The 21,647-nt window shown below is 71.8% G+C and carries 23 protein-coding genes; 20 read left to right on the plus strand and 3 right to left on the minus strand.

Annotation, left to right across the window (positions count from 1 at the left end; translation table 11 throughout):
- Nucleotides 1-63 precede the first annotated feature (63 nt).
- From cas7e to cas6e, 3 genes are read left to right on the plus strand one after another with little or no spacing between them, the layout of a single operon-like run.
- Nucleotides 64-1,380 (plus strand): type I-E CRISPR-associated protein Cas7/Cse4/CasC, encoded by a 1,317-nt coding sequence (cas7e, locus tag VED21_RS18950; RefSeq protein WP_324884876.1) that lies wholly within the window; start codon nucleotides 64-66, stop codon nucleotides 1,378-1,380.
- Nucleotides 1,377-2,111 carry a type I-E CRISPR-associated protein Cas5/CasD gene (cas5e, locus tag VED21_RS18955; protein WP_324884878.1) on the plus strand — a complete coding sequence of 245 codons (735 nt, stop codon included), beginning with the start codon at nucleotides 1,377-1,379 and terminating at the stop codon, nucleotides 2,109-2,111. Before cas7e ends, cas5e begins: the two co-directional genes overlap by 4 nt.
- Entirely contained in the window at nucleotides 2,104-2,883 is a 780-nt protein-coding gene (gene cas6e / locus VED21_RS18960) for a type I-E CRISPR-associated protein Cas6/Cse3/CasE (RefSeq protein ID WP_324884880.1), read from the plus strand. Before cas5e ends, cas6e begins: the two co-directional genes overlap by 8 nt.
- 644 nt (nucleotides 2,884-3,527) lie before the next feature.
- On the opposite strand, the gene VED21_RS18965 is transcribed toward cas6e, so the two are convergent.
- The 3 genes from VED21_RS18965 to VED21_RS18975 form a co-directional block, all read right to left on the minus strand.
- Nucleotides 3,528-4,919, minus strand: coding sequence for a tyrosine-type recombinase/integrase (locus tag VED21_RS18965; RefSeq protein WP_324884882.1), 1,392 nt, complete (start codon nucleotides 4,917-4,919; stop codon nucleotides 3,528-3,530).
- A gap of 272 nt (nucleotides 4,920-5,191) precedes the next feature.
- Nucleotides 5,192-5,584, minus strand: a complete 393-nt coding sequence (locus VED21_RS18970; RefSeq protein ID WP_324884884.1) for a hypothetical protein — start codon at nucleotides 5,582-5,584, stop codon at nucleotides 5,192-5,194.
- A gap of 128 nt (nucleotides 5,585-5,712) precedes the next feature.
- Entirely contained in the window at nucleotides 5,713-6,009 is a 297-nt protein-coding gene (locus tag VED21_RS18975; protein ID WP_324884886.1) for a PepSY domain-containing protein, read from the minus strand.
- 169 nt (nucleotides 6,010-6,178) lie between these two features.
- Between VED21_RS18975 and VED21_RS18980 the strand changes: the two genes are divergently transcribed.
- From VED21_RS18980 to VED21_RS19060, 17 genes are all read left to right on the plus strand, one after another.
- Nucleotides 6,179-7,252 carry an alpha/beta fold hydrolase gene (locus VED21_RS18980; protein ID WP_324884888.1) on the plus strand — a complete coding sequence of 358 codons (1,074 nt, stop codon included), beginning with the start codon at nucleotides 6,179-6,181 and terminating at the stop codon, nucleotides 7,250-7,252.
- Between the two features lie 95 nt (nucleotides 7,253-7,347).
- Entirely contained in the window at nucleotides 7,348-7,755 is a 408-nt protein-coding gene (locus tag VED21_RS18985; RefSeq protein ID WP_324884889.1) for a hypothetical protein, read from the plus strand.
- Nucleotides 7,742-8,533: a beta-ketoacyl synthase chain length factor gene (locus VED21_RS18990; protein ID WP_324884891.1), complete on the plus strand. Its 792-nt coding sequence runs from the start codon at nucleotides 7,742-7,744 to the stop codon at nucleotides 8,531-8,533. The genes VED21_RS18985 and VED21_RS18990 overlap by 14 nt, the downstream gene beginning before the upstream one ends.
- A complete protein-coding gene (locus VED21_RS18995) occupies nucleotides 8,526-9,299 on the plus strand; it encodes a lysophospholipid acyltransferase family protein (RefSeq protein WP_324884893.1) in 774 nt (257 codons plus the stop codon). The genes VED21_RS18990 and VED21_RS18995 overlap by 8 nt, the downstream gene beginning before the upstream one ends.
- Nucleotides 9,292-9,552, plus strand: coding sequence for a phosphopantetheine-binding protein (locus tag VED21_RS19000; RefSeq protein WP_324884895.1), 261 nt, complete (start codon nucleotides 9,292-9,294; stop codon nucleotides 9,550-9,552). Before VED21_RS18995 ends, VED21_RS19000 begins: the two co-directional genes overlap by 8 nt.
- 7 nt (nucleotides 9,553-9,559) lie before the next feature.
- Nucleotides 9,560-9,808: an acyl carrier protein gene (locus VED21_RS19005; RefSeq protein ID WP_324884898.1), complete on the plus strand. Its 249-nt coding sequence runs from the start codon at nucleotides 9,560-9,562 to the stop codon at nucleotides 9,806-9,808.
- Nucleotides 9,783-10,367 (plus strand): hypothetical protein, encoded by a 585-nt coding sequence (locus tag VED21_RS19010; RefSeq protein ID WP_324884900.1) that lies wholly within the window; start codon nucleotides 9,783-9,785, stop codon nucleotides 10,365-10,367. The genes VED21_RS19005 and VED21_RS19010 overlap by 26 nt, the downstream gene beginning before the upstream one ends.
- Entirely contained in the window at nucleotides 10,364-12,112 is a 1,749-nt protein-coding gene (locus tag VED21_RS19015) for an AMP-binding protein (RefSeq protein ID WP_324884902.1), read from the plus strand. The genes VED21_RS19010 and VED21_RS19015 overlap by 4 nt, the downstream gene beginning before the upstream one ends.
- Nucleotides 12,109-13,794, plus strand: a complete 1,686-nt coding sequence (locus tag VED21_RS19020; protein WP_324884904.1) for a glycosyltransferase family 2 protein — start codon at nucleotides 12,109-12,111, stop codon at nucleotides 13,792-13,794. Before VED21_RS19015 ends, VED21_RS19020 begins: the two co-directional genes overlap by 4 nt.
- The gene (locus tag VED21_RS19025; RefSeq protein WP_324884906.1) at nucleotides 13,791-14,198 is read left to right on the plus strand and encodes an acyl-CoA thioesterase; all 408 of its coding nucleotides are present in this window, start codon (nucleotides 13,791-13,793) and stop codon (nucleotides 14,196-14,198) included. Before VED21_RS19020 ends, VED21_RS19025 begins: the two co-directional genes overlap by 4 nt.
- Complete coding sequence (locus VED21_RS19030) at nucleotides 14,195-14,794, plus strand: outer membrane lipoprotein carrier protein LolA (RefSeq protein ID WP_324884908.1); 600 nt, start codon at nucleotides 14,195-14,197, stop codon at nucleotides 14,792-14,794. The genes VED21_RS19025 and VED21_RS19030 overlap by 4 nt, the downstream gene beginning before the upstream one ends.
- 136 nt (nucleotides 14,795-14,930) lie before the next feature.
- Complete coding sequence (locus VED21_RS19035) at nucleotides 14,931-17,252, plus strand: hypothetical protein (protein WP_324884910.1); 2,322 nt, start codon at nucleotides 14,931-14,933, stop codon at nucleotides 17,250-17,252.
- Nucleotides 17,253-17,332: 80 nt separating this feature from the next.
- The gene (locus tag VED21_RS19040; protein ID WP_324884911.1) at nucleotides 17,333-17,902 is read left to right on the plus strand and encodes a DUF3261 domain-containing protein; all 570 of its coding nucleotides are present in this window, start codon (nucleotides 17,333-17,335) and stop codon (nucleotides 17,900-17,902) included.
- Complete coding sequence (locus VED21_RS19045) at nucleotides 17,899-19,098, plus strand: beta-ketoacyl-ACP synthase (protein ID WP_324884913.1); 1,200 nt, start codon at nucleotides 17,899-17,901, stop codon at nucleotides 19,096-19,098. Before VED21_RS19040 ends, VED21_RS19045 begins: the two co-directional genes overlap by 4 nt.
- Nucleotides 19,095-19,568 (plus strand): hypothetical protein, encoded by a 474-nt coding sequence (locus tag VED21_RS19050; RefSeq protein ID WP_324884915.1) that lies wholly within the window; start codon nucleotides 19,095-19,097, stop codon nucleotides 19,566-19,568. The genes VED21_RS19045 and VED21_RS19050 overlap by 4 nt, the downstream gene beginning before the upstream one ends.
- On the plus strand, nucleotides 19,565-20,290 hold the full coding sequence (locus VED21_RS19055) for a 3-ketoacyl-ACP reductase FabG2 (RefSeq protein WP_324884917.1): 726 nt from the start codon (nucleotides 19,565-19,567) through the stop codon (nucleotides 20,288-20,290). Before VED21_RS19050 ends, VED21_RS19055 begins: the two co-directional genes overlap by 4 nt.
- On the plus strand, nucleotides 20,287-21,513 hold the full coding sequence (locus tag VED21_RS19060; RefSeq protein ID WP_324884919.1) for a beta-ketoacyl-ACP synthase: 1,227 nt from the start codon (nucleotides 20,287-20,289) through the stop codon (nucleotides 21,511-21,513). The genes VED21_RS19055 and VED21_RS19060 overlap by 4 nt, the downstream gene beginning before the upstream one ends.
- The last annotated feature ends 134 nt before the right edge of the window (nucleotides 21,514-21,647 follow it).

The following is a 21,647-nucleotide window of genomic DNA, read 5'->3' on the forward strand; positions in this document are numbered from 1 at the left end:
CTGCATCGCCCGAGACTACTACACCGCCGCCGACCACGCCGTGCGAGAGGACGCCGCCACGCCATGACCGAAGCGCCCGTCACCGAAACCATCGAGCCCCGCTTCCTCCAGATCCACACGCTGACCGCCTATCCGGCCAGCCTGCTGAACCGCGACGATGTCGGGTTGGCCAAGCGGATGCCGTTCGGCGGGGCCAGCCGGGTGCGCGTCTCCTCGCAATGCCTGAAGCGGCATTGGCGCACGGTGGAGGACGACTGGTCGCTGTCGGCCATCCGCGACCTGTCGGTGCGCTCGCGCATCACCTTCGAGGAGCGCATCGCCCGGCCGCTGATCGCCGACGGCTGCGACCCGGCCGCCACGCGCGCCGTGCTGGCGCACCTGGAGGCCGCGCTGCTGGGCGAGTCCGACAAGGCCAAGGCGGCGAAGGCCAAGGCGGGCGGCAAGAAGGGCAAGGCCGCCAAGGCGGAGGAGGGCGGCGACGTCGCGGTGGCCGACGCCGAGGTGGATGATGCCGAGATGCTGCGCACCAAGCAGGTCATCATCCTGGGCGAGGCGGAGATCGCCTATCTGACGCGGGTGACCCGCGAGATCCTGGCCGGCGTGACCTCCGCCGAGGGCGCGGAGGCCGCGGTGGCGGCGTGGTGCGGCCCCAAGAATGCCGACGCGCGCACCAACTTCAAGGCGCTGTACAAGGCGTCGGCGGGTGCCGCGGGGCTGGACGCGGCGCTGTTCGGGCGCATGGTCACCTCCGACGTCCTGGCGCGCGGCGACGCCGCGGTGCACGTGGCGCACGCCTTCACCGTGCACGCCGAGGAGGCGGAGAACGACTACTTCTCCGCCGTCGACGACCTGCTGGCCGAGGCCGGCGAGCACGGCAGCGGCCACATCGGCGAGGCGGAGCTGACCAGCGGGCTGTTCTACGGCTATGTCGTGGTGGACGTGCCGCTGCTCGTCGCCAATCTCACGGGCTGCCGCGCCGCCGATTGGAAGAGCGCCGACCGCGCCGACGCCGCGCGGGTGGTTGAGCACCTGATCCATCTGATCGCCACCGTCTCGCCCGGCGCCAAGAAGGGCTCCACCGCCCCCTACGCCGCCGCCGAGCTGGTGCTGGTCGAGGCCGGGCGGCGGCAGCCGCGCTCGCTGGCCAACGCCTTCTTCCAGCCGGTGGGCAAGCGCGCCGACGGCGGCATGCTGAACGCCGCAGTGCGGGCGTTGGGCGGCAAGCTGGCCGCCTTCGATCGCGTGTACGGCGCCCGGGAGGCGCGGCGCTTGGCCGCGATGACCGATGCCGGCGCCATCCCGGTGGCCCCGGCCGGCTCGCTGGACGATCTCGCGGCGTGGGCGCGGATGGCGGTGGCCGACGCCGCGGTGCCGGCATGATCGACGTCCTGCTGCTGCGCCTGGAGGCGCCGCTGATGGCCTTCGGCGGACCGGCGGTGGACCAGCGCGGCGTGGTGCGGCCGTACCCTGGTGCTGCCCTGCTGACCGGCCTGATCGGCAACGCCCTGGGCCTGACGCATGGCGACGCCGACCGGCTCCAGCGCCTTCAGGAGCGGCTGCGCTTCGCGGCGGCGCTGGAACGGCCGGGCGTGCCGCTGGTGGATTTCCAGACGGTGGACCTGTCGCAGGACTTCCTGGTCGACACCGGCTGGACGACGCGGCATGCGCGCGAAGAGCGCGGCAAGGGCGAGGCGACGTCCGGCACGCACATCCGCCTGCGCCACTACACCGCCGACGGCGTCTGCCTCGTGGCGCTGACCCTGCGTCCGGCCGATGAGGCGCCGACGCTGGACGACGTGGCGGCGGCGCTGGACGAGCCGGCGCGCCCGCTGTTCCTCGGCCGCAAGACCTGCCTGCCGGCCGAGCGCCTGCTGTGCGGCCGTGCCGCGGCGCCGAGCCTCGTGGCGGCGCTACTGGGGGTGGCCCCGGCGGGCGCCCTGCCGGCGCAATGGCCCGTGGACGACCACCCCGCCGACGGCATGCCGGGCGTGCGCCGCATCCCCGTGGTGGATGAGCGCGACTGGGCCAACCAGATCCACACCGGCGAGCGCGTGGTGCACGAGGGCGACCTGCGCCGCCTGCCCGGCGCGGAGGGCATCGGCCATGGCTGACGCGGCCCCGCAGCACACGGCACTGCACACGACGCTGCACATGATCCGCGCGCGCCTGGATGGCCGCCGCCTGTTCGAGCTGGCGCGCCGCCGGCGCCTGCTGCCGGAGCAGGGGGAGACCGACCTGGGCTACGCCGTGCACAGCCTGCTCGGCGAGCTGTTCGGCGAACTGGCGCCCAAGCCCTTCGCGCTGCCCGACGACGCGCCCGCGCCCGCCGGCCTGACCGTGCTGGGCTACAGCGCGCACGACGCGGCGCGGCTGAAGGAGCACGCCGACCTGTTCGCCGACCCCTTCGTGCACGCCGCCGTCGACTGGGCATGGTTCGACGCCAAGCCGCTGCCGGCGACGTTCCCGGTCGGCCGCACGCTGGGCTTCGACGTGCGCGCCTGCCCGGTGGAGCGCTCCCGCCTGCTGCGCGGCGACCGCACGGAAAGCCCCGAGGTGGACGCGCTGATCGTCGAGGGCACGCGGCAGGGCGTCGAACGCGGGCTGGACCGCAACGCCGTCTACCTCGGCTGGCTGGAGCGCGAGCTGGCCCGGCGCGGCGGCGTGCGGCTGCTGTCCGCCGACGTGGCCGGCTTCCGCTACGCGCGCTTCCTGCGCCGCGACCAGAAGACGCGCGCGCCGTCCCGCCTGCCGGCGCTGCCGGACGTGCGCTTCAAGGGCGTGCTGGAGGTGACCGACGCGGGCGCCTTCGCGGCGCTGCTGGCCCGCGGCGTGGGCCGGCACCGGGCGTTCGGCTTCGGGATGCTGCTGTTGCGGCCGGCGTAGGGTGAACTTGAGAACGATCGCAGCAACGCGCTGGCATTAATGTCCCCCGCCTAGGGCAGTGCTTAAAGAGTATTGAGCGTGACAGCTGCAAGGCTACATACAATTCCTATGATGGAAAATAACGACCCTGAAAAGTTAACGGCGTTTTTGACGTGTGCTTTTGATGGCGTGCTGTCTAGGGGGTAGATGGATTTTGCTATGAAAAATTCAATCGATGAACTTATATTTCTTGGCGTCGAATAGCGTATATAGAATGATCCTGTGATGATCATCATTAATATGATTGCTGCTATGACTGCTACGCTATCTGGTAGGCAATCCGAATGCTCCGAGCATAAGTAATTGTTTAGACGTATAATGAGGTGGAAGCCCATGATGTGCAATACCAGAGACATGCTGACTGAATATATCCTCATAAACCTCCTGAGCTTGCTCAGCTCAAAATCAGCATCTGAGTTAAAGTCAATTCCGAATCCTCCTGTGTAATAATAAAACAGGGTATCATCCGACAAAATTCTTGGAAGAATCAGCAAGCTCCCGCCTATGAATCCCAAAATTACGCCAGAAATCGCAAGGAAAGCCTTGGCGATCCAAATTTCCGTAAATATTGTCATGATGAATGCGATTGCAAGATTGCGAGTGCGTCATCGTGGTTTTAAAACCGCCTCGTTGTCAATCGATATGATTTTTGCTTGCGGCTTGCGGGGTGCGTGTGATTGGCGTTTGGCGCCCAGCGCCGCCGAAATCCTCCCCTCCACCTTGTCGGACAGGTCGCGCAACGGATCGGCGTCCCGGTTCACATACCGGCCGGTCATCGCTAGCGTCTTGTGGCCCAGTTTGTCGCGAACGAGGAAGGCGTTGGCGCCGGCCTGCCCAGCGTAGGTGCCGACCGTGTGCCGCATGTCATGCAGGCGGGCGTCGGTGATGCCCGCAGGGAGGGCGAGGTTGGCTCTGGCAGCGGCTTCCTGGCACTCGGCATAGGTCGGTGTCCGCTTGAGCTGCTGTTCCAGTTCGGCCACCAGTGCTCCAGTCGGCGTGTTCGGCAGGTCACGCCACATGGCAACTGTCGCCGCCTCGCGAATCCGCTCCCAGGCGTGTGTTATGGTGCTTTTGGGCAGGGGCTTCTTTGGGTCGTTCGGTGAGGGGAACACCCATTTCCCGTCGCGCTTCAGCTCGGACATGAAGGCGATGATCTGCGCGCCGATCGGGTGGAGGCGCCCGCCCGCTTTGCCTCGCTCTTCTGGGATGGCCAGCGCGCCAGCTTCAAGGTCGACCTCCTCCCAGCGCAGCCCGAGGACCTCGCTGAGCCGGCAGCCGGTCAGCAGCAGGAGGCGAAGGGCATTAAGGATGCTGGGATGCTCGATACCTTCGCGCTTGGCCAGGATCTGGCCGATTTCAGCGATCTCCGCCTCCGTCAGGAAGCGCTCGCGCTTCACCTCCCGGTACCGCTCGATGCCCTCACAGGGGTTCGAGCGTTTCGGCCGGAGGTGCCAAACCTCGGCGAGGCTGAACATCTTGGACAGAACCGCTGCCGTTTGGTTCGCCTGCCGCGGGGTGCTGCGCATCTTATGGTGCAATTTGGCGACGTCGGCGCTGGTAACCTTCTCGACGGCCAGACGCCCGAGCGCGGGCTTGATGTGCTTGTCCAGCAACCGGCGGAACTCGGCGGCGGTGGTGGGCCGGTTCTTCACCTCTACGTGATCGGACAGGTAACGATCGGCAAGGTCGGCGATAGTTAGGGCCTTCTCGCGGACTTTTCGCTTGTCGTCTGCTGGGTCTTTTCCTTCCGCTGCCAAGCGCAGCAGTCGTTCGGCTTCGGTGCGGGCCGAATCTGGAGTGAACGTGCCATGCGGCCCGATGGTGTAGCGCTTTGGCGTGCTGCTTCCACCACCCACCCGGTACTGGAGGATGTAGACCTTCTTTCCCGCCGGAGTGACCTTCAGGCCAAAGCCTTTCGCCTCGGTATCCCAAACGAAGACGTCGCGCTCGCTTGGCTGTGTCCCGTCGACCACTCGCTTCGAGATCCTCGCCTGCATCCCGATCCTCGCCGCTAGCAATCAGCCAGCAATCAGCGTGGCGCAAATTTGCTCAATCATCAGCAAACTTCAGCAAACATGATCTGGCCGTAAACCGTTGGTATCATGGGGGATCATCAACGACCAGCAAAATTGCGCAAACATCCGCAAAGCTACCAATTTCAGACTTAAAATCCGAAGCCGCAAGGCGTGGGGGTTCGAGTCCCCCCGCCCGCACCATAACGGAAAATCAGGAATGCCGGCCGGCGCTCAACCCGGCCTGCTCCTTGGGCCTACTCCATGGGATCATCGAACGGCCGGCCGAGGTGCGCGCCCGTGCCGGCGCCGACGGCGCAACCGGCGGCTGCCGCGGGCGCGGCGCCGGCGAGATCGTCCCCGGACGCCATCAGTCCCCCCGCGGCACCCGCAAGCGCCCCGGCCGCGCATCCCAGCGTCATGCCGGCGAAGGTGTGGCGGTTCTGGTAGAGGAGGGCGGCGCCGAGGATGATCACGCGCTCCGCCCCGCTCTTCAGGTCCAGCAGCATGCCGGAAAGCCAGCCCGGCTCACCGGTGGCGGCGGTCTCAGGCGTGGTGGTGGGCGTTGCCCTGGCGCCGGACGGCGCCGCGGCCAGCAGCGTCAGGGCAAGAAAGCCGATGAGCGTGAAACGGTGCGCCGCGCGCGGCATGGGATCCTCCCGAGGTGACGTGTACCGGGGCGAAGGCGTCCGCCGATCCGATCGGGCGAACGCCCCCGCACCTAACAATCCTCCATGGACCTTGTTCAGTCCGGCGTCCGGTCCGGCCGTGCCGCCGGTCAGTCGTCGCGCTCGCTCGCCAGGATTTCGGCGTTGCGGGCGTCCACATACAGCTCCAGTTCGCCGTTGCGCGCGTCCTGGACCTCGACCTTGTACAGCTTGTCGCCCTTGCGCTCGATCTTCTTGATCGCGCCATAGCCCTGCTTGGCCAGGCGGTCGGTCAGGTCCGCCACGGTCAGCGTTCCCTCCGCCGGCGCGGGAGCGGCGGGGGCGGCGCCGGTCTGCGCGAAGGCCAGCGTTCCACCGCCGAGGATTGCGGCGGCCAGTGTGGCAGCGGCCAGCATGCGGGTGTTCATTCTCGGGTCCTCCGGGTGTTTCGGTTGCGATGGCCGCCACGATGCCGGACGCCGCCTGTACGACCCCTGAATGGCCCGTTCATCTTCCGTTAAGCGTAAGGCGGTCCCGTCCTCCCGCCCGCACGGCGGCCCGCGCGGTGGCTTGGCAGGCACGGCGGAAAGGTCCACCTTGAGCGGTGCGGTCAAGGTGGGAGCCGGCATGCGCGCGGGGTTGGGAAAGGTCACGGCGGCGTTGATCCTCGTGCTGGCGCTGTGCGGCGCCTGCACGCGCGGCGTGATGGCCGTCGAAACCGCGCCGCAGCTCCTGACAGAAGCCACCATCGCCGATGCCATGATCGCCGATGACGGCGCCCGCATCGCCCTGAACGCATGGCTGCCGGACGGGCCGCCGAGGGCGGTGGTGATCGCCGTGCACGGCATGAACGACTACGGCCGCGCCTTCGAACAGCCGGCCGCCGGGTGGACGCGGGTCGGCCTCGCCGTCTACGCGCCGGACCTGCGCGGCTTCGGCCGGTCGCTGGAGCGCGGGCGTTGGTACGGCGGGCCGCGCATGGCGGGCGACCTGCTGACGCTCGCCCGCCTTCTGCGCGACCGCCACCCCGGCACGCCCGTGCACCTGCTGGGCGAGAGCATGGGCGGCGCCGTGGCCGTGCTGGCGGCGGCGCGGGCGGAGCCCGGCCTGTTCGCCAGCCTCGTCCTGTCCGCCCCCGCCGTGTGGGGGGAGGGCTGGCGCATGGGCCTGACCTACGGGGCCGCGCAGGCCATGGGCCGCGTCGTGCCCGGCGTCACCGTGGGCCGGCGCAGCTACGACAACCCGTCCACCGACGACCCGGCGACGCTGAAGCGCCTGCGCGAGGACCCGCTGATCCTGCACCGCACCCGTTTCGACACGCTGGCCGGCATCATCCGCCTGATGCGCACGGCGCGCCAGGAGGCCGGCCGGGTGCGCCTGCCGACGCTGCTGATGCTGGGCGACCTGGACGGGCACGTGCCGCGCGACGGCGTCGCCGCGCTTGCCCGGCGCCTGCCCGCCGACACGCGCCTCGCCCTCTATCCCAAGGGGCGGCACCTGCTGCTGCGCTCGCTGGGCGGCGACGCGGTGGCGGCCGACGTGGCGGCGTGGCTGGACGACCGCGCGCGGCCCCTGCCGTCCGGTGCCGACGCGCGGGCGCGCGCCTGCGCGTGGCTGATCCTGCAGCCCGAACGCGGCTGCCGTATGGGGTACAACGTCGGCATGCCGTAACCGGCCCCGCCACGCGCACAAGTGTTCTTGAGGCGCCCCGGTTGCGTCGTTATCGTGCGGCCACGACGAACATTCGGCAGGCGGAACGAACGGCGATGAAGCAGGGATCACTGGTGCGGGTGCTGGCGGCCATGGCGGTCGCCGGGGTGGTGCTGGGGGCGTGCCAGCGGGTGCAGCCCATGTACAACGTGGCGAGCCACCCGGTTCCCGCGTCGGCGCAGCGCCTGCCGCTCAAGACCATCGAGCAGACGATCCTCGACGCCGCCGTGGCGCGCAAATGGAACGTCGACCGCGTCCGCCCCGGCGTGCTGCACGCCAAGCAGAAGTGGCGCGAGCATATGGCCGAGGTCGAGATCCGCTACTCACAGGAAAGCTACAGCATCCAGCACCGCTCTTCCGTCAACCTGAAGGAACAGGGCGACGAAATCCATCGCAGCTACAACAAACTCGTGCACGCGCTTGAGGATGAGATCGAACGGCGGCTCTACCGTGCCGGCTATTGAGGCGGGATCTATTGAGCTGGGGGCGCTGCGCGTCGCGGTGCGCGGCTGGTTCGCCTGGGCGCCCGGCCGCGAGACGCGCGCGGCGTGGCGCGCCTGGGCCGGCAACGGCGGCGGAAACGGCGGCGGACCGGCGGATGACGGCGACGCGCTGCCGGTGCTGCCGATGATGCTGCGTCGCCGCGCCACGCCGCTGGGGCAGAAGATGATCGGCTGCGCCCTGGCCTGCGGGGAGGCGGCGCGCACCGCCCGCTTCGTCCTGGCGTCCCGCCATGCCGAGCTGTCGCGCACCGTCGGCATCCTGGACGCCATGGCGGCGGGCGAGCTGCCGTCGCCGGCCGAGTTCAGCATGGCCGTGCACCACGGCCTGGCCGGCCTGCTGTCCATCCACACCGGCAACCGGGCCGGCCACACGGCGCTGTCCGCCGGGCACGACAGCTTCGGCTTCGGCCTGATGGAGGCGGCGGCGTGCCTTGCCGACAACCCGGCCGAACCCGCCCTGCTGATGCACGGCGACGAGCCGATGCCCGGCCCCTACGCCGACTTCGCCGCCGACGACGAGCCGGGCCTGCCGCTGGCCTTCGCCCTGGCGCTGGGGCCGGCCGGCGGGGGCGGGGAGGAGATCGTGTTCACCGCCACGCCCATCGCCGCCGCTCCCGCGCACGGCGCGGCGCCGCCGGAGCGCGCCGCGGCGCTGGAGTTCCTGCGCTTCCTGCTGTCCGGCGCGGCGGCCGGCGAGGCGCGCGGTGCCCGCATGCTGTGGGGCTGGCATCGTGCGTGAACGCCTGGACGCCCTCTGGCGCCTGCTGGGCACCGGCTTCGCCTTCGCCTTCCTGTTCGGCGGCGGCGCCGTCCTGGCGCTGACCGCGTTTCCGGTCGTGCACCTCCTGACGCCGCCGGGGCCGAAGCGGCGCGCGCGCAACCAGCACCTCATCCACCTGATCTTCCGCCTCTACGTGTGCATGCTGCGCACGCTGCGCATCATCGACCTGGAGGTCGAGGGGGCGGAGAAGCTGCGCGACGGCACCGGCCGGCTGGTGGTCGCCAACCACCCGACGCTGCTGGACGTCGTGCTGCTGATGGCGATGATCCCGCGCGCCCAGTGCATCGTGAAGAAGGAGCTGTGGTCCAGCCCCTACCTGGGCGCCGTGGTGCGCGGCACCGGCTACATCCGCAACGACCTGGAGCCGGAGGAGCTGCTGGAGGCCTGCCGCGCGGCACTCGCCCAGGGCGACAGCCTGATCATCTTCCCCGAGGGCACCCGCAGCGTGCCGGGGGAGCCGCTGCGCTTCCGCCGCGGCTTCGCCAACGTCGCCACGCTGCTGGAGGCCGAGATCCAGCTGGTCACCATCACGTGCCGGCCTTTGACTCTTGTGAAGGGCGAGAAATGGTGGATGATCCCGCCCCGGCGGCCGCTTTTCCGCGTGGTGGCGGGGGATCGTCTGGACGCGAAAGGGTGGCTCGGCTATGAGTACCGCTCGCGCGCGGCAAGAAAGCTTGTGCGCACACTAGAAGAATATTACGCGGAACGCCTCGCCAATGGATGAGCTGGAGCTTGAAGTCAAGACGCTGATCGTGGACGCGCTCAAGCTCGAAGGGATCGAGCCGGCCGAGATCGACAGCACGGAGCCGCTTTTCGTCGAGGGCCTCGGCCTCGACAGCATCGATGCTCTGGAACTGGGCGTGGCGTTGCGCAAGGCGTACGGCATCAAGATCGAATCGGTGAGCGACGACGTGAAGGCCCACTTCGCCAACGTGCGGAGTCTGGCGGCTTTCATCCGGTCGCAGCGTGTGGGGTAATCGGATCATGCTGTCGCGCGACGACGTCTTTGAAAAACTGAAGGGCTATCTCGAAGACATGTTCGAGGTGCCGCCCGAGAAGGTCACGCCGGAGGCCCGGCTGTTCGAGGACCTGGACCTCGACAGCATCGACGCCGTCGATCTGGTGGTGAAGCTGCAGGAACTCACCGGCCGCAAGTTCAAGCCGGAGGAGTTCAAGAGCGTGCGCACCGTCGGCGATGTCCTCGACCGTGTCCAAGACCTGCTCGCCGCCTAAGCGCTTTCCCCTCGCCGCCGTTCTCCTCGGGGCGGCCGGCGTGCTGTATCCCCTGCTGGTCTACATCGGGCGGGCGGCGGTGCCGCCGCTGGCCTTCGTGGGCGTGGCGCTGGCGCTGATCGCGCTGCGCCTCGCCGTGTCGCGCGGGTCCCTGGCGCGGCCGTGGCGGGCACCGCTGGCCGGGGCCGCCGTCGCCATCGCCGTCCTGGCGCCGCTCGACGCGCAACTGGCCGCCAAGGCCTACCCGGTGGTCCTCAGCCTGGGCGTGGCGGCGCTGTTCGGCGCCTCGCTGGTGCGCCCGCCCAGCCTGATCGAGCGCTTCGCCCGCCTGACGGAACCCGACCTGCCGCCGGCCGGGCAGGCCTATTGCCGGAAGGTCACCATGGCGTGGACCGTCTGGCTGCTCGCCAACGCCGCCGTCGCCGCGGCGCTGGCGCTGTGGGGCAGCGAGGCGGCGTGGGCGCTGTGGACCGGGCTGATCGCCTACCTCGTCATGGCCCTGCTGATCGGCGGCGAAGTCCTGGTGCGCCGTCGCGTGCGCGGGCGGGCCGGCGCATGACGCTTTTCCCTCTCCAGCACCTGTTCGCCGACGACCTGTTCGCCGACGGCCGCGATCCGGCCGCCGTGGTGGCGCTCCTCGACGGCGCGCCCGTCTCCCTCGCCCGCCTGCGCGCCGACGTGGCCGGCAACGCCCGGCACCTGAAAGACGCCGGCTGCCGGCGCGGGCTGCTGGCGACGCAGGACGCCTACTGGGGTGCCGTCGGCCTGTTCGCCCTGCTGCACGCCGGGGCCGAGGTGGTGGTGCCGCAGAACGCCCAGCCCGGCACGCTGGCGGCCCTTGCCGACGCCTGGGACGTCGTCGTCTGCGACCGCCCGCCGCCCGGCGTCGAACCGGTCCACGTGCTGGCGCCGGGCGGGGAGGGCCCCGACATGGGAATGGACCTGAATCCCCTCGACCCCGCCGCCCCGCTGGCGTTCTTCACCTCCGGCTCCACCGGCGCGCCCAAGCGCGTCGCCAAGACGCTGGCCCTGCTGGAGCGCGAGGCGGAGGCGGTCGAGCGCCTGCTCGGCCCCGTCGTGCCGGCCGGTGCGCGCGTGCACGCCACGGTGACGCACCAGCACGTCTACGGCCTTGCCTTCCGCCTGTGCTGGCCGCTGGCCACCGGCCGGCCGTTCGCCGGCACCACGCACGAGCTGTGGGAGACGGCGCTCGCCGTGCTGGAGTGCGGCGACGCGCTGATCACCAGCCCCGCGCACCTCGGCCGTCTGGCCGGCATCGCCCCCGTGCCGCCGCGCCATCGCCCCAGCCTCGTGCTGTCGGCCGGCGCCCCGCTGGACGAAGCCGCCGCGCGCGCGGCCGAAGCCGTCTTCGACGTGCCCCCGACCGAGATCTTCGGTTCGACGGAGACCGGCGCCGTCGCATGGCGCCGCCGCATCGCGCCCGACCCGCCCTGGCGCCCGCTGCCCGGCGTGGCGGTGGAATCCGACGCGGACGGCGCCCTGCTGGTGCGCGCGCCACACGCGCCGGGCGGCGTCCACCACGGCGCCGACCGCGTCACGGTGCAGCCCGACGGCGGCCTCCGCTTCCTCGGCCGCGCCGACCGCGTCGTGAAGATCGAGGGCAAGCGCGTCGGCCTGCCGGAGGTGGAGGAGCAGCTGCGCCGCCTGCCCTGGGTGGCCGACGCGGCGGCCGTGGTGCTGGACGGCCCCGTGCCCGTCCTGGGCGCCGCCGTGGTGCCCAGCGCCGAGGGCGTGGCCGCGCTGTCCGCCCAAGGCGCCTTTCGCTTCGGCCGCGCGTTGCGCCGTGGCCTGTCGGCGACGCAGGAGCCGGCCGGCCTGCCGCGCCGCTGGCGCTTCGTGGATGCCCTGCCCAGCGGCACGCTCGGCAAGCGCCGCGCCGCCGACATCGCCGCCCTGTTCGAGGACACCCCCATGCCCACACGCCTCTCGCCCGCGCGGCCGACCGAGCCGGAGGTGCGCGCCGTCCACCCGCGCGACGGCGGCGCCGACCTCGACCTCTTCCTGCCGGCCGATCTGGCGCAGGTGGAGGGGCATTTCCCCCAGGCACCCATCGTGCCGGGCGTGGCGCAGATCGACTGGGCGGTCAAGCTCGGCGCCCGCCACCTGGGCTTGCCCCTGGACGTGGCGCAGAATTTCCAGGTGAAGTTCCGCCGCATCATCGCGCCGGGCCAGCCGGTGACGCTGGCCCTGCGCCACGTCGCGGCGCGCCGCCGGCTGACCTTCGAATACCGCAGCGGCGAGGAAGTCCTGTCCTCCGGCTCCATAGCGCTGGAGGGGACGTGAGCGCCTTCCGTCCCTGCGCCATCGTCCCCAGCCACAACCACTGGCGCGTCGCGGGCCACGTGGTCGCCGGGCTGCGCGCCGCCGGCCTGCCGGTGATCGTCATCGACGACGGCAGCGCCGAACCGGCGCGCGCGGCGCTGGCCGCCCTGCACGACCCGGCGGGCGGTGTCACCGTGCGCCGGCTGGACGCGAACCAGGGCAAGGGCGGCGCGGTGGTGGAGGGGTTCCGGCTGGCGCTCGCCGCCGGGCACACCCACGCGGTGCAGGTGGACGCCGACGGCCAGCACGACCTGGGCGCCGTGCCGGACCTGCTGGCGCTGGCCCGCCGGCACCCGCAGGCGCTGGTCACCGGCGTGCCGGTCTACGACGCCTCCATCCCGCGCGGGCGCGCCGTCGGCCGCTGGATCACGCACGTCTGGGTGTGGGTGGAAACGCTCAGCCTGCGCCTGCGCGACACCATGTGCGGCTTCCGCGTCTACCCGCTGGACCCCGTGCGCCGGCTGCTGGACGACGGCGCGCGCATCGGCCGGCGCATGGACTTCGACACGGAGATCATGGTGCGCCTGTTCTGGCGCGGCACGCCGGTGGCGGAGCTGCCGGTGCGCGTCACCTACCCGCCGGACAACACCTCCAACTTCGACATGCTGCGCGACAACGTGCGCATCTCGCTGATGCACACGCGCCTCGTGCTGACCATGCTCACGCGCTTCCCGTCCATCCTCGCCAACCGCCCGCCGCGGCTGGCGGGCGCCACGCACTGGGCGGCGCTGGGGGAACGCGGGCTGTACTGGGGCCTGCGCTTCTGCGCCGGGGCCTACCGCCTGCTGGGCCGGCGCGGCTGCATGGCGGTGCTGGCGCCCATCGTCCTCTACTTCTACCTGACGGGGGCGGAGCAGCGCCGCGCCTCCAACGCCTTCCTGGCCCGCGCCTTCGCCGCTCAGGGCCGGCCGCGCCAACCGTCGTTCCTCGACGGCTACCGCCACTTCTTGTCCTTCGCCGGGCGGGCGCTGGACACCTTCATCGGCTGGGCGGGCGGCATGCCGCCCGACGCCGTGCGCCCGGCCGAGGTCGACGCGCTGCGCGCCGCCGCCGCCGACCCGCGCGGTGCCGTGTTCATCGTCGCGCATCTGGGCAACGTCGACCTGTCGCGCGCCCTGCTGGACGAGGCGACGCGCCGCCGCCTGCTGGTGCTGGTGCACACCCGCCATGCCGCGAACTACAACCGCATCCTGGCGGAGTTCAACCCGCAGGCCGCCGTCAACACCTTCCAGGTCACGGAAATCGGCCCCGACACCGCCATCGCGCTCAAGGAGCGGGTGGAGCGCGGCGACTGGGTGGTCATCGCCGGCGACCGGACTCCTGTGGGCGGGCAGGGCCGCGTCAGCCGCGTGCCCTTCCTCGGCGCCGACGCCCCCTTCTCGCAGGGTCCTTACATCCTGGCCGCGCTGCTGGAATGCCCGGTCTACCTGCTGTTCTGCGTGCGGGACGGCGCGCACCACCGCCTCTACGCCGAGAAGCTGGCCGACCGCATCGACCTGCCGCGCGGCCGGCGGGAGCAGGCGCTAGCGACCTACGCCGCCGCCTTCGCGCGCAGCCTGGAGCGGCACGCGCTCCAAACACCCTTCCAATGGTACAACTTCTTCGATTTCTGGGCGCCTCCGGGAGGGGCGGAGAAAAGATGATCACCGCCGAAGTCACCATCCAGGCGCAGTTCTACGACCTCGACCCCATGCAGGTGGTCTGGCACGGCAACTACGCCCGCTATCTGGAACAGGCGCGCTGCGCGCTGCTCGACCGCATCGGCTACAATTACCCGGAGATGGCGGAATCCGGCTTCATGTGGCCGATCGTCGACATGCAGCTGAAGTACGTCCGCCCCATCCGCTTCGCCCAGACCGTCATCGCCCGGGCGACGCTGGTGGAGTACGAGAACCGCATCCGCATCGACTACCGCATCCGCGACGAAAAGACGGGGGAGCTGCTGACCAAGGCCCGCACCACCCAGCTGGCCGTGCGCGTCGACACCGGCGAGACCGCGTTCGACTCGCCCCCCGTCCTGATCGCGAAGGTGAGGGCGCTGCTGTGATCCGGTCCTTCCTCCTCTTCCTCCTCCTCACCGGCGGCGCGTTCGCGGCCGAGCCGGCGGCGCTGCCCGACGGCGCCACCCTGCGCGGCCGCTTCGTGCAGGAGCGCGTGCTGAAGGGCTTCGCCGCCCCGCTGCGCAGCGAGGGCAGCTTCCTGCTGTCCCCCGGCCGCGGCCTCGTCTGGCGCGCCGAGAAGCCCTTCGCCGTTACCACGGTCATGAGCCCCGCCGGCCTGGTGCAGGAGGTGAAGGGCAACGAGACCATGCGCCTCCCCGCCTCCCGCCTGCCGTTCCTGTCCCGCCTCTACGCCATGCTGGGCGGCGCCCTGACCGGCGACTGGCGCGCCCTGGAAGGCGCCTTCACGGTGGCGCGCGAGGACGCAGGGAAAGGCTGGCGCCTCGTCCTGACGCCGCGCTCCACGGACGACCCCGCCATGCCCATCCGCGCCATCACCGTGCGCGGCACCCGCTTCGTGGAGGAGGTGGAGATCGCCAAGCCCGACGGCGACCACGACCGCCTCCTCTTCCTCGACCAGACGCTCAGCACCGCCCCGCCGGGCGCGGAGGAGGCGCGGCTGCTGGATGGGCTGGGGCGGTGAGTACGTTTTGCCCCCACCCCAAACCCCTCCCCCGCTGCGCGGGGGAGGGGCTTAAGAACCCTCTCCTGCGAAGCGGGGGAGGGTGGCCGAGCGCCAGCGCAGGCCGGGTGGGGGCACCCCGCGCCGGAACCTCCCCATGACCCGCCTCGCGGCATGCCTCTGGCTCATCGTCGTCGCCCTGGCCGGCGGCTACCTGGGCCTGCGCGTGCACGACGGGCTGTCGTTCCGCACCGACCTGCTGGCCCTGCTGCCGCGTGAGGAGCAGGACCCCGTCCTCCAGCGCGCGAACGAGGCGGTGTCGCGCGCACTCGGCCGCCGCGTCGTGGCGCTGGTCGGCCACCCCGACCGCACCCAGGCCCGCGCCGCCGCGCAACGCCTCGCCGACGACCTCGCCGCCACCGGCCTGATCGACACGCGTGGCGAGGGGGTGGACGCGGAGCGTATGCGGCGCCTGGGTGCGCTCTACTTCCCGCACCGCCGCGGCCTGCTGTCGGATGCCGACCGCGCGCTGCTGACGGCCGGGCAGGGGGAGGCGGTGGCGACGCGGGCGCTGTCGCAGGTGTTCGGCTTCGTCGGCATGGCCGACGCCGGGCTGCTGCGCGCCGACCCCTTCCTGCTGCTGCAATCCTTCTTCACCAGCCTGCCGTTCCCCATGTCCCGGCTGGCCCCGGACGAGGGGATGCTGAGCCTCACCCAGGACGGCACCACCTGGGTCCTGGTCGCCGGCACCCTGACGCGCGAGCCGTTCGAGCTGGCGGTGCAGGACCGCGTCGTCGGCGTCCTGGACGCCGCCACCGCCGCGCTCACCGCCCAACACCCCGGCCTGAAGGTGAAGCGCCTGGGTGCCGTGTTCTTCGCGCACGCCGGCTCGCAGACGGCCATCGGCGAGAGTTCGCTGATCGGCGGGCTGTCGATGGCGGGCACGGTGCTGCTGATCCTGCTGGTGTTCCGCCGCGCCGGGCCGCTGCTGCACAACGTGCTGGCGCTGGGGGTGGGCATCGGCGCTGGGCTGGCCGGCAGCCTCGCCCTGTTCGGGGAGCTGCACGTGGCAGCGCTGCTGTTCGGCACCAGCCTGATCGGCGTCGCCGTCGACTACAGCCTGCACTACAGCGCCGGCCTGTTCGATCCGGCGATGGCCGACCCGCGCGCGCGGCTGCGCCACGTGCTGCCCGGCATCACGCTGGGGCTGGCGACCACGCTGATCGGCTACGCCACGCTGGCGCTGGCGCCGTTTCCGGGGCTGCGGCAGATCGCCGTGTTCTCGGTTCTCGGCCTGATCGCCGCCTATCTGACGGTGGTGTTGTGGCTGCCCCGCCTCGACCGCGGCATGCCGCTGGCGCACGGCCGCACCCTGCTGCGCCTGTCCGCCCGCCTCTGGCGGTTCTGGGAGGCGCCGGGCCTGCGCGGCGTCCGCGCCGCCCTGCTGCTGGCCGCCGCCGTGGCCGGCGCCGCCGGCCTGTGGCGCCTGCACGCCGACGACGACGTGCGCCGCCTGCAGGCCCTCTCGCCGACGCTGGTGGCCGAGCAGCAGGAGATCCAGCGCCTGATCGGCGCGACCACCGCGCAGCAGTTCGTGCTGGTCCAGGCCGCCGATGACGAGGCGGCGCTGCGCCGCCAGGAGCAGGCGGCGGATATCCTCACCCGCCTGAAGACCGAAGGCGCCCTGGCCGGCTTCCAGTCCCCCGCCTCCTTCGTCCCCTCGGCCGCGCGCCAGCGGGAGAACCGCGCCCTGCGCCGCGACGCGCTGGAAACGCCCCATCTGGCCGCCCACCGCGCCCAGCTCGGCCTGCCGGACGAGCCGCCGGCCAAGGACGACCCGGCCGCCGTCCTGACCCTCGACACGGCCGTCGCCGCCGGGGTGCCGCTGCTGGCCGACCTCGTGCTCGCCCCCGGCCTGCACGCCGTCGCCTTGCAGGGCCTGACCGACCCGGCCGCCGTGCGCGCCGCGCTGGCGGGGGTGGAGGGCGTGCGGCTGGTCGACCCCACGGCGGACTTCTCGGCGCTGCTTGCCCAGTACCGCCACCGGGCGCTGTGGCTGGTGGCGCTGTCGGCGTTGCTGATGGTGCCGGCGCTGGCGTGGCGCTACGGCCTGTGGGGTGGCCTGCGCACCATGCTGCCGCCGCTGGCGGCGGTGATCCTCGCCCCGGCCGTCGTCGGTCTGGCGGGGCAGCCCTTCACCTTCTTCCACGCCATGGCGCTGGTGCTGGTGCTGGCCGTCGGCATGGACTACGCCGTCTTCTGCGCGGAGGGGGACGCGGCCCACCGGCCGGTCACCCTGCTGGCGGTCTGGCTGGCGACGCTGACGACGCTGCTCTCCTTCGGCCTGCTGGCGTTCAGCGGCGTGGCGGCCGTGCACGGCTTCGGCCTCACCATGCTGGCGGGCATCGCGCTTGCCTTTTTCTTCTCACCGCTGGCGGCGCGCGGGCGGGTGCAGAAAGTTGCAGCGGGCGCTGCATGACCATGCCTCTTCGTGTATGCTCGCGCGCTTTTTCAAACCGGGGGCGGTCTGCGCGCATCATGAGGGGATGGGGAAAGCTGTTGGCGGCGCTGCTGCTGGTCGCGGCGGCGGGCTGCGCCGGACGAACGCCGGACACGGACGCGGCCGCACCGCTGCTCGGCCCGGAGCAGCGCCTTGCCCTGCCGCGCCCGGCCGACCTCGGCCGCACGGTGGAGGCGGCGCAGCTCATCACCGGCACGCGCGACGGCGAGACCTTCGTGTTCGAGGGCCATCTCAGCGTCACCCCCGAACGCTTCCTCCTGGTCGGGCTGGACACCATGGGCCGCCGCGCCATGACCGTCACCTGGACCGACGCCGGCCTGGACGTGGACGCCGCCCCCTGGCTGCCGCCCGCTATGCGTCCGGGCAGCATGCTGGCCGACCTCGTCGTGCTGTACTGGCCGGAGGCCGCGGTGCGTCAGGCGCTCGCCCCCAGCGGCGCCGTGCTGACCACCGGCCCCCGCACCCGCACGGTGCAGGTGGGCGGGCGGGAGCTGCTGCACGCCGACTACGGCTGGGACCCCGGCGCGCCGTGGACCGGCACGCTGCGCTACCGCAACCGCGCCTGGGGCTATGAGATCGAGGTGCAGTCGCGGGAGGCGTTACCGTGACCGCCCTTCCGCTGGGCATCCCCGCCATGGGCCTCGCCACGCCCCTCGGCACCGGCCGCGCCGCCGTGGCCGCCGCGCTGTTCGCCGGCACGCGAAGCGGGCTGGTGGCGCGCCACGACCTGATCCCCGGCCGCACCGTGCACGTCGGCGCCGTCCCCGGCCCGCTGCCCCCCGTCGCGGACGCGCACGACACCCGCAACAACCGCCTGATGGGCGTGGCGCTGGCGCAGATCGCCGACGCCATCCAGGAGGCCGCCGCCCGCTTCGGCCGCCACCGCGTCGCCGTCGTGCTGGGCACCAGCACCGCCGGCATCGCGGAGGGGGAGGCCGCCTACGCCGCGCGCGCGCGCGGCGGCGCGTGGCCCCCCGGCTTCCACTACCGCCAGCAGGAAACCGGCAGCCTGTCCGCCTACGCGGCCGAGGCGCTGGGCCTGACCGGCCCGGCCTACACGGTGGCCACCGCCTGTTCGTCCAGCGCCAAGGTGTTCGCCGCCGCACGCCGGCTGATCCGCGCCGGCCTGTGCGACGCCGCCGTGGTCGGCGGCGCCGACACGCTGTGCCGCATGACGGTGGGCGGCTTCGCGTCGCTGGAGGCGGTGTCGGCCGGCCTGTGCAACCCGTTCAGCGCGAACCGCGACGGCATCAACGTGGGCGAGGCGGCGGCGGCCTTCCTGCTGACGCGCGACCCCGCCCCGGTGATGTTCCTGGGTGCGGGCGAGGGCTCCGACGCCCACCACGTCAGCGCGCCGGACCCGGAGGGGCGCGGTGCGCTGGAGGCCATGCGCGCGGCCGTCGCCGACGCCGGCCTGACGCCCGCCGGCATCGCCTACGTCAACCTGCACGGCACCGGCACGGCGCTGAACGATTCCATGGAGGGCAAGGCGGTGCACGCGCTGTTCGGCGCCGCCGTCCCCTGCAGCTCGACCAAGGCGATGACCGGCCACACGCTGGGCGCCGCCGGTGCGTGCGAGGCCGCCTTCCTGTGGCTGACGCTCAGCCGTGCCGACAACCCGGACGGGCTGCTGCCGCCGCACCTGTGGGACGGTGTGGCCGACCCGGCCATCCCGCTGCTGGCGCTGGCCGCTCCCGGCGCCCGGCTGGCCGACCCGGCCGGGCCGGCGGCGATGCTCAGCAACTCCTTCGCCTTCGGCGGCAGCAACGTGGCCCTCGTGCTCGGCCGGGGAGGTGAGCCATGAAGCCCTGCCCCTGGCCGGTGGCGGCCCTGCTGCCGCACGCCCCGCCCATGATCCTGATCGACCGCGTGCTGTCCTGGGCGGAGGGCCGCCTGCTGGCCGAGGTGACGGTGCGCCCCGAGGCCCCCTTCTATGACCCGGCCCGCCGGGGCATCGCCGCGCACGTCGCCATCGAATGGATGGCCCAGTCCTGTGGCGCCTACGTCGGTGCCGAAGCGCTGGAAAGCGGCGATGCCGTGCGCCTGGGCCTGCTGCTGGGCACGCGCGACTTCCGCGCCGCCCGGCCGTGGTTTGCCGACGGCGAGCGGCTGGAGGTGGCCGTCTCGCTGGTCTACCGCGACGGCGAGATGGGTGTGTTCGACTGCGCGGTGGCGCCGCCCGCCGCAGAGCCGGTGGCCACGGCGCAGCTCACGGTGTACCAGCCGGCGGACGCATCGGCGCTGCTTGGGCAGGGAAGGGCTTCATCATCATGAACAGAACGATCCTGGTGACCGGCGCCAGCAAGGGCATCGGCCGCGCGATTGCGGAGCGGCTGGGCCGCGACGGCTTCACCATCGTGGTCCACTACGGCCGCGACCGCGACGGCGCGGAGGCAACGCTGGCCGCGATCCGGGAGGCCGGCGGGGATGGCCGCGTGCTCGGCTTCGACATCGCCGACCGCGACGCCTGCCGCACCGCGCTGGAGGCGGATATCGAGGCGCACGGGGCCTACTACGGCGCCGTGCTGAACGCCGGCATCGCCCGCGACGCCGCCTTCCCGGCCCTGACCGACGATGACTGGGATTCGGTGCTGCACACCAACCTGGACGGCTTCTACAACGTGCTGAAGCCGGTGGCGATGCCGATGATCTCGGCCCGGAAGGGCGGGCGCATCGTCACCCTGTCCTCGGTGTCGGGCATCGCCGGCAACCGCGGGCAGACCAACTACAGCGCCGCCAAGGCCGGCATCATCGGCGCCACCAAGTCGCTGGCGATCGAGCTGGCCAAGCGGAACATCACCGTGAACTGCGTGGCCCCCGGCATCATCGAAACGCAGATGACCGAAGGCCTGCCGCTGGACGAGGTGATGAAGATCGTGCCCATGCGCCGCGTCGGCCGGCCGGAGGAAGTGGCGGCCGCCGTCTCCTTCCTCTGCTCGGACGGGGCGGCCTACGTGACGCGGCAGGTGATTTCGGTGAACGGGGGCATGGTATGACGCGCAGGGTGGTCGTCACGGGCATGGGGGGCGTCACGGCGCTCGGCACCGACTGGCCGGGCATCCGCGCCCGCATGGCGCGCGGCGAGACCGCCGTGCGCACAATGGCCGAATGGGACCGGTACGAGGGGATCAACACCCGCCTTGCCGCCCCCGTCGTCGACTTCTCGGTCGACGACCGCTACCCGCGCAAGAAGACGCGCACCATGGGCCCGGTGTCGCGCATGGCCGTCTACGCCACCGAACGCGCGCTGGCCGACGCGGGGCTCGGCGACGATCCGGTGGTGAAGTCCGGCCGCACGGGCATCGCCTACGGCTCCTCCTTCGGCAGCCCGGCGCCCGTCATCGCCTTCGCCGAGCTGATGACGGAGGGGCGGTCGAAGACGCTGAACGCGACCAGCTACATCCAGATGATGAGCCACACGGCGGCGGTGAACATCGGCCTGTTCTTCGGCGTGACGGGCCGCATCATCCCGACCAGCAGCGCGTGCACGTCGGGCAGCCAGGGCATCGGCTACGCCTACGAGGCGATCAAGTGGGGCAAGGCCGACGTGATGATCGCCGGCGGGGCGGACGAGCTGGACGTGACGGAATCGGCGGTGTTCGACACGCTCTACGCCACCTCCACCCGCAACGACCGCCCGCACACCAGCCCGCGCCCCTACGACCGCGACCGCGACGGCCTGGTGATCGGCGAGGGGGCCTGCACCCTGATCCTGGAGGAGCGCGAGCGCGCGCTGGCCCGCGGCGCCACCATCCACGCCGAGGTGATGGGCTTCGCCTGCAACTCCGACGGCAACCACGTCACCCAGCCGCAGGCGGAGACCATGGAGATCGCGCTGTGCATGGCGCTGGAGGACGCCGGCCTGTCCGCGTCCGCCATCGGCTTCGTCAACGGCCACGGCACCGCGACCGAATGGGGGGACATCGCCGAGACCGCCGCCACCCACGCCGTGTTCGGCGAACGCGCCCCCATCCATTCGCTGAAAAGCTACTTCGGCCACTCCCTGGGGGCCTGCGGCGCCATGGAGGCGTGGCTGGGCATCGAGATGATGCGCGACGGCTGGTTCGCCCCCACCGCGAACCTGGAGCACGTGGACGAGCGCTGCGCGCCTCTGGACTACGTGATGGGCGAGCCGCGCCGGCTGGACGTGGAGCACCTGATGTCCAACAACTTCGCCTTCGGCGGCATCAACACCTCGCTGGTGTTCCGGCGCGCGTAGGCCGCTGTCTAAGCGTCGTAGGTTGGGTTGAGCGCCAGCGAAAACCCAACACCGCCGGCATCGCGAGCACGTTATCGCGAACACGTTGGGTTTTGCGGCTGACGCTCAGAAGAAACAAGGGGCAGGCGCTCCTT

This window comes from Azospirillum sp., assembly GCF_035627195.1.
Taxonomy (GTDB): Bacteria; Pseudomonadota; Alphaproteobacteria; order Azospirillales; family Azospirillaceae; genus Azospirillum.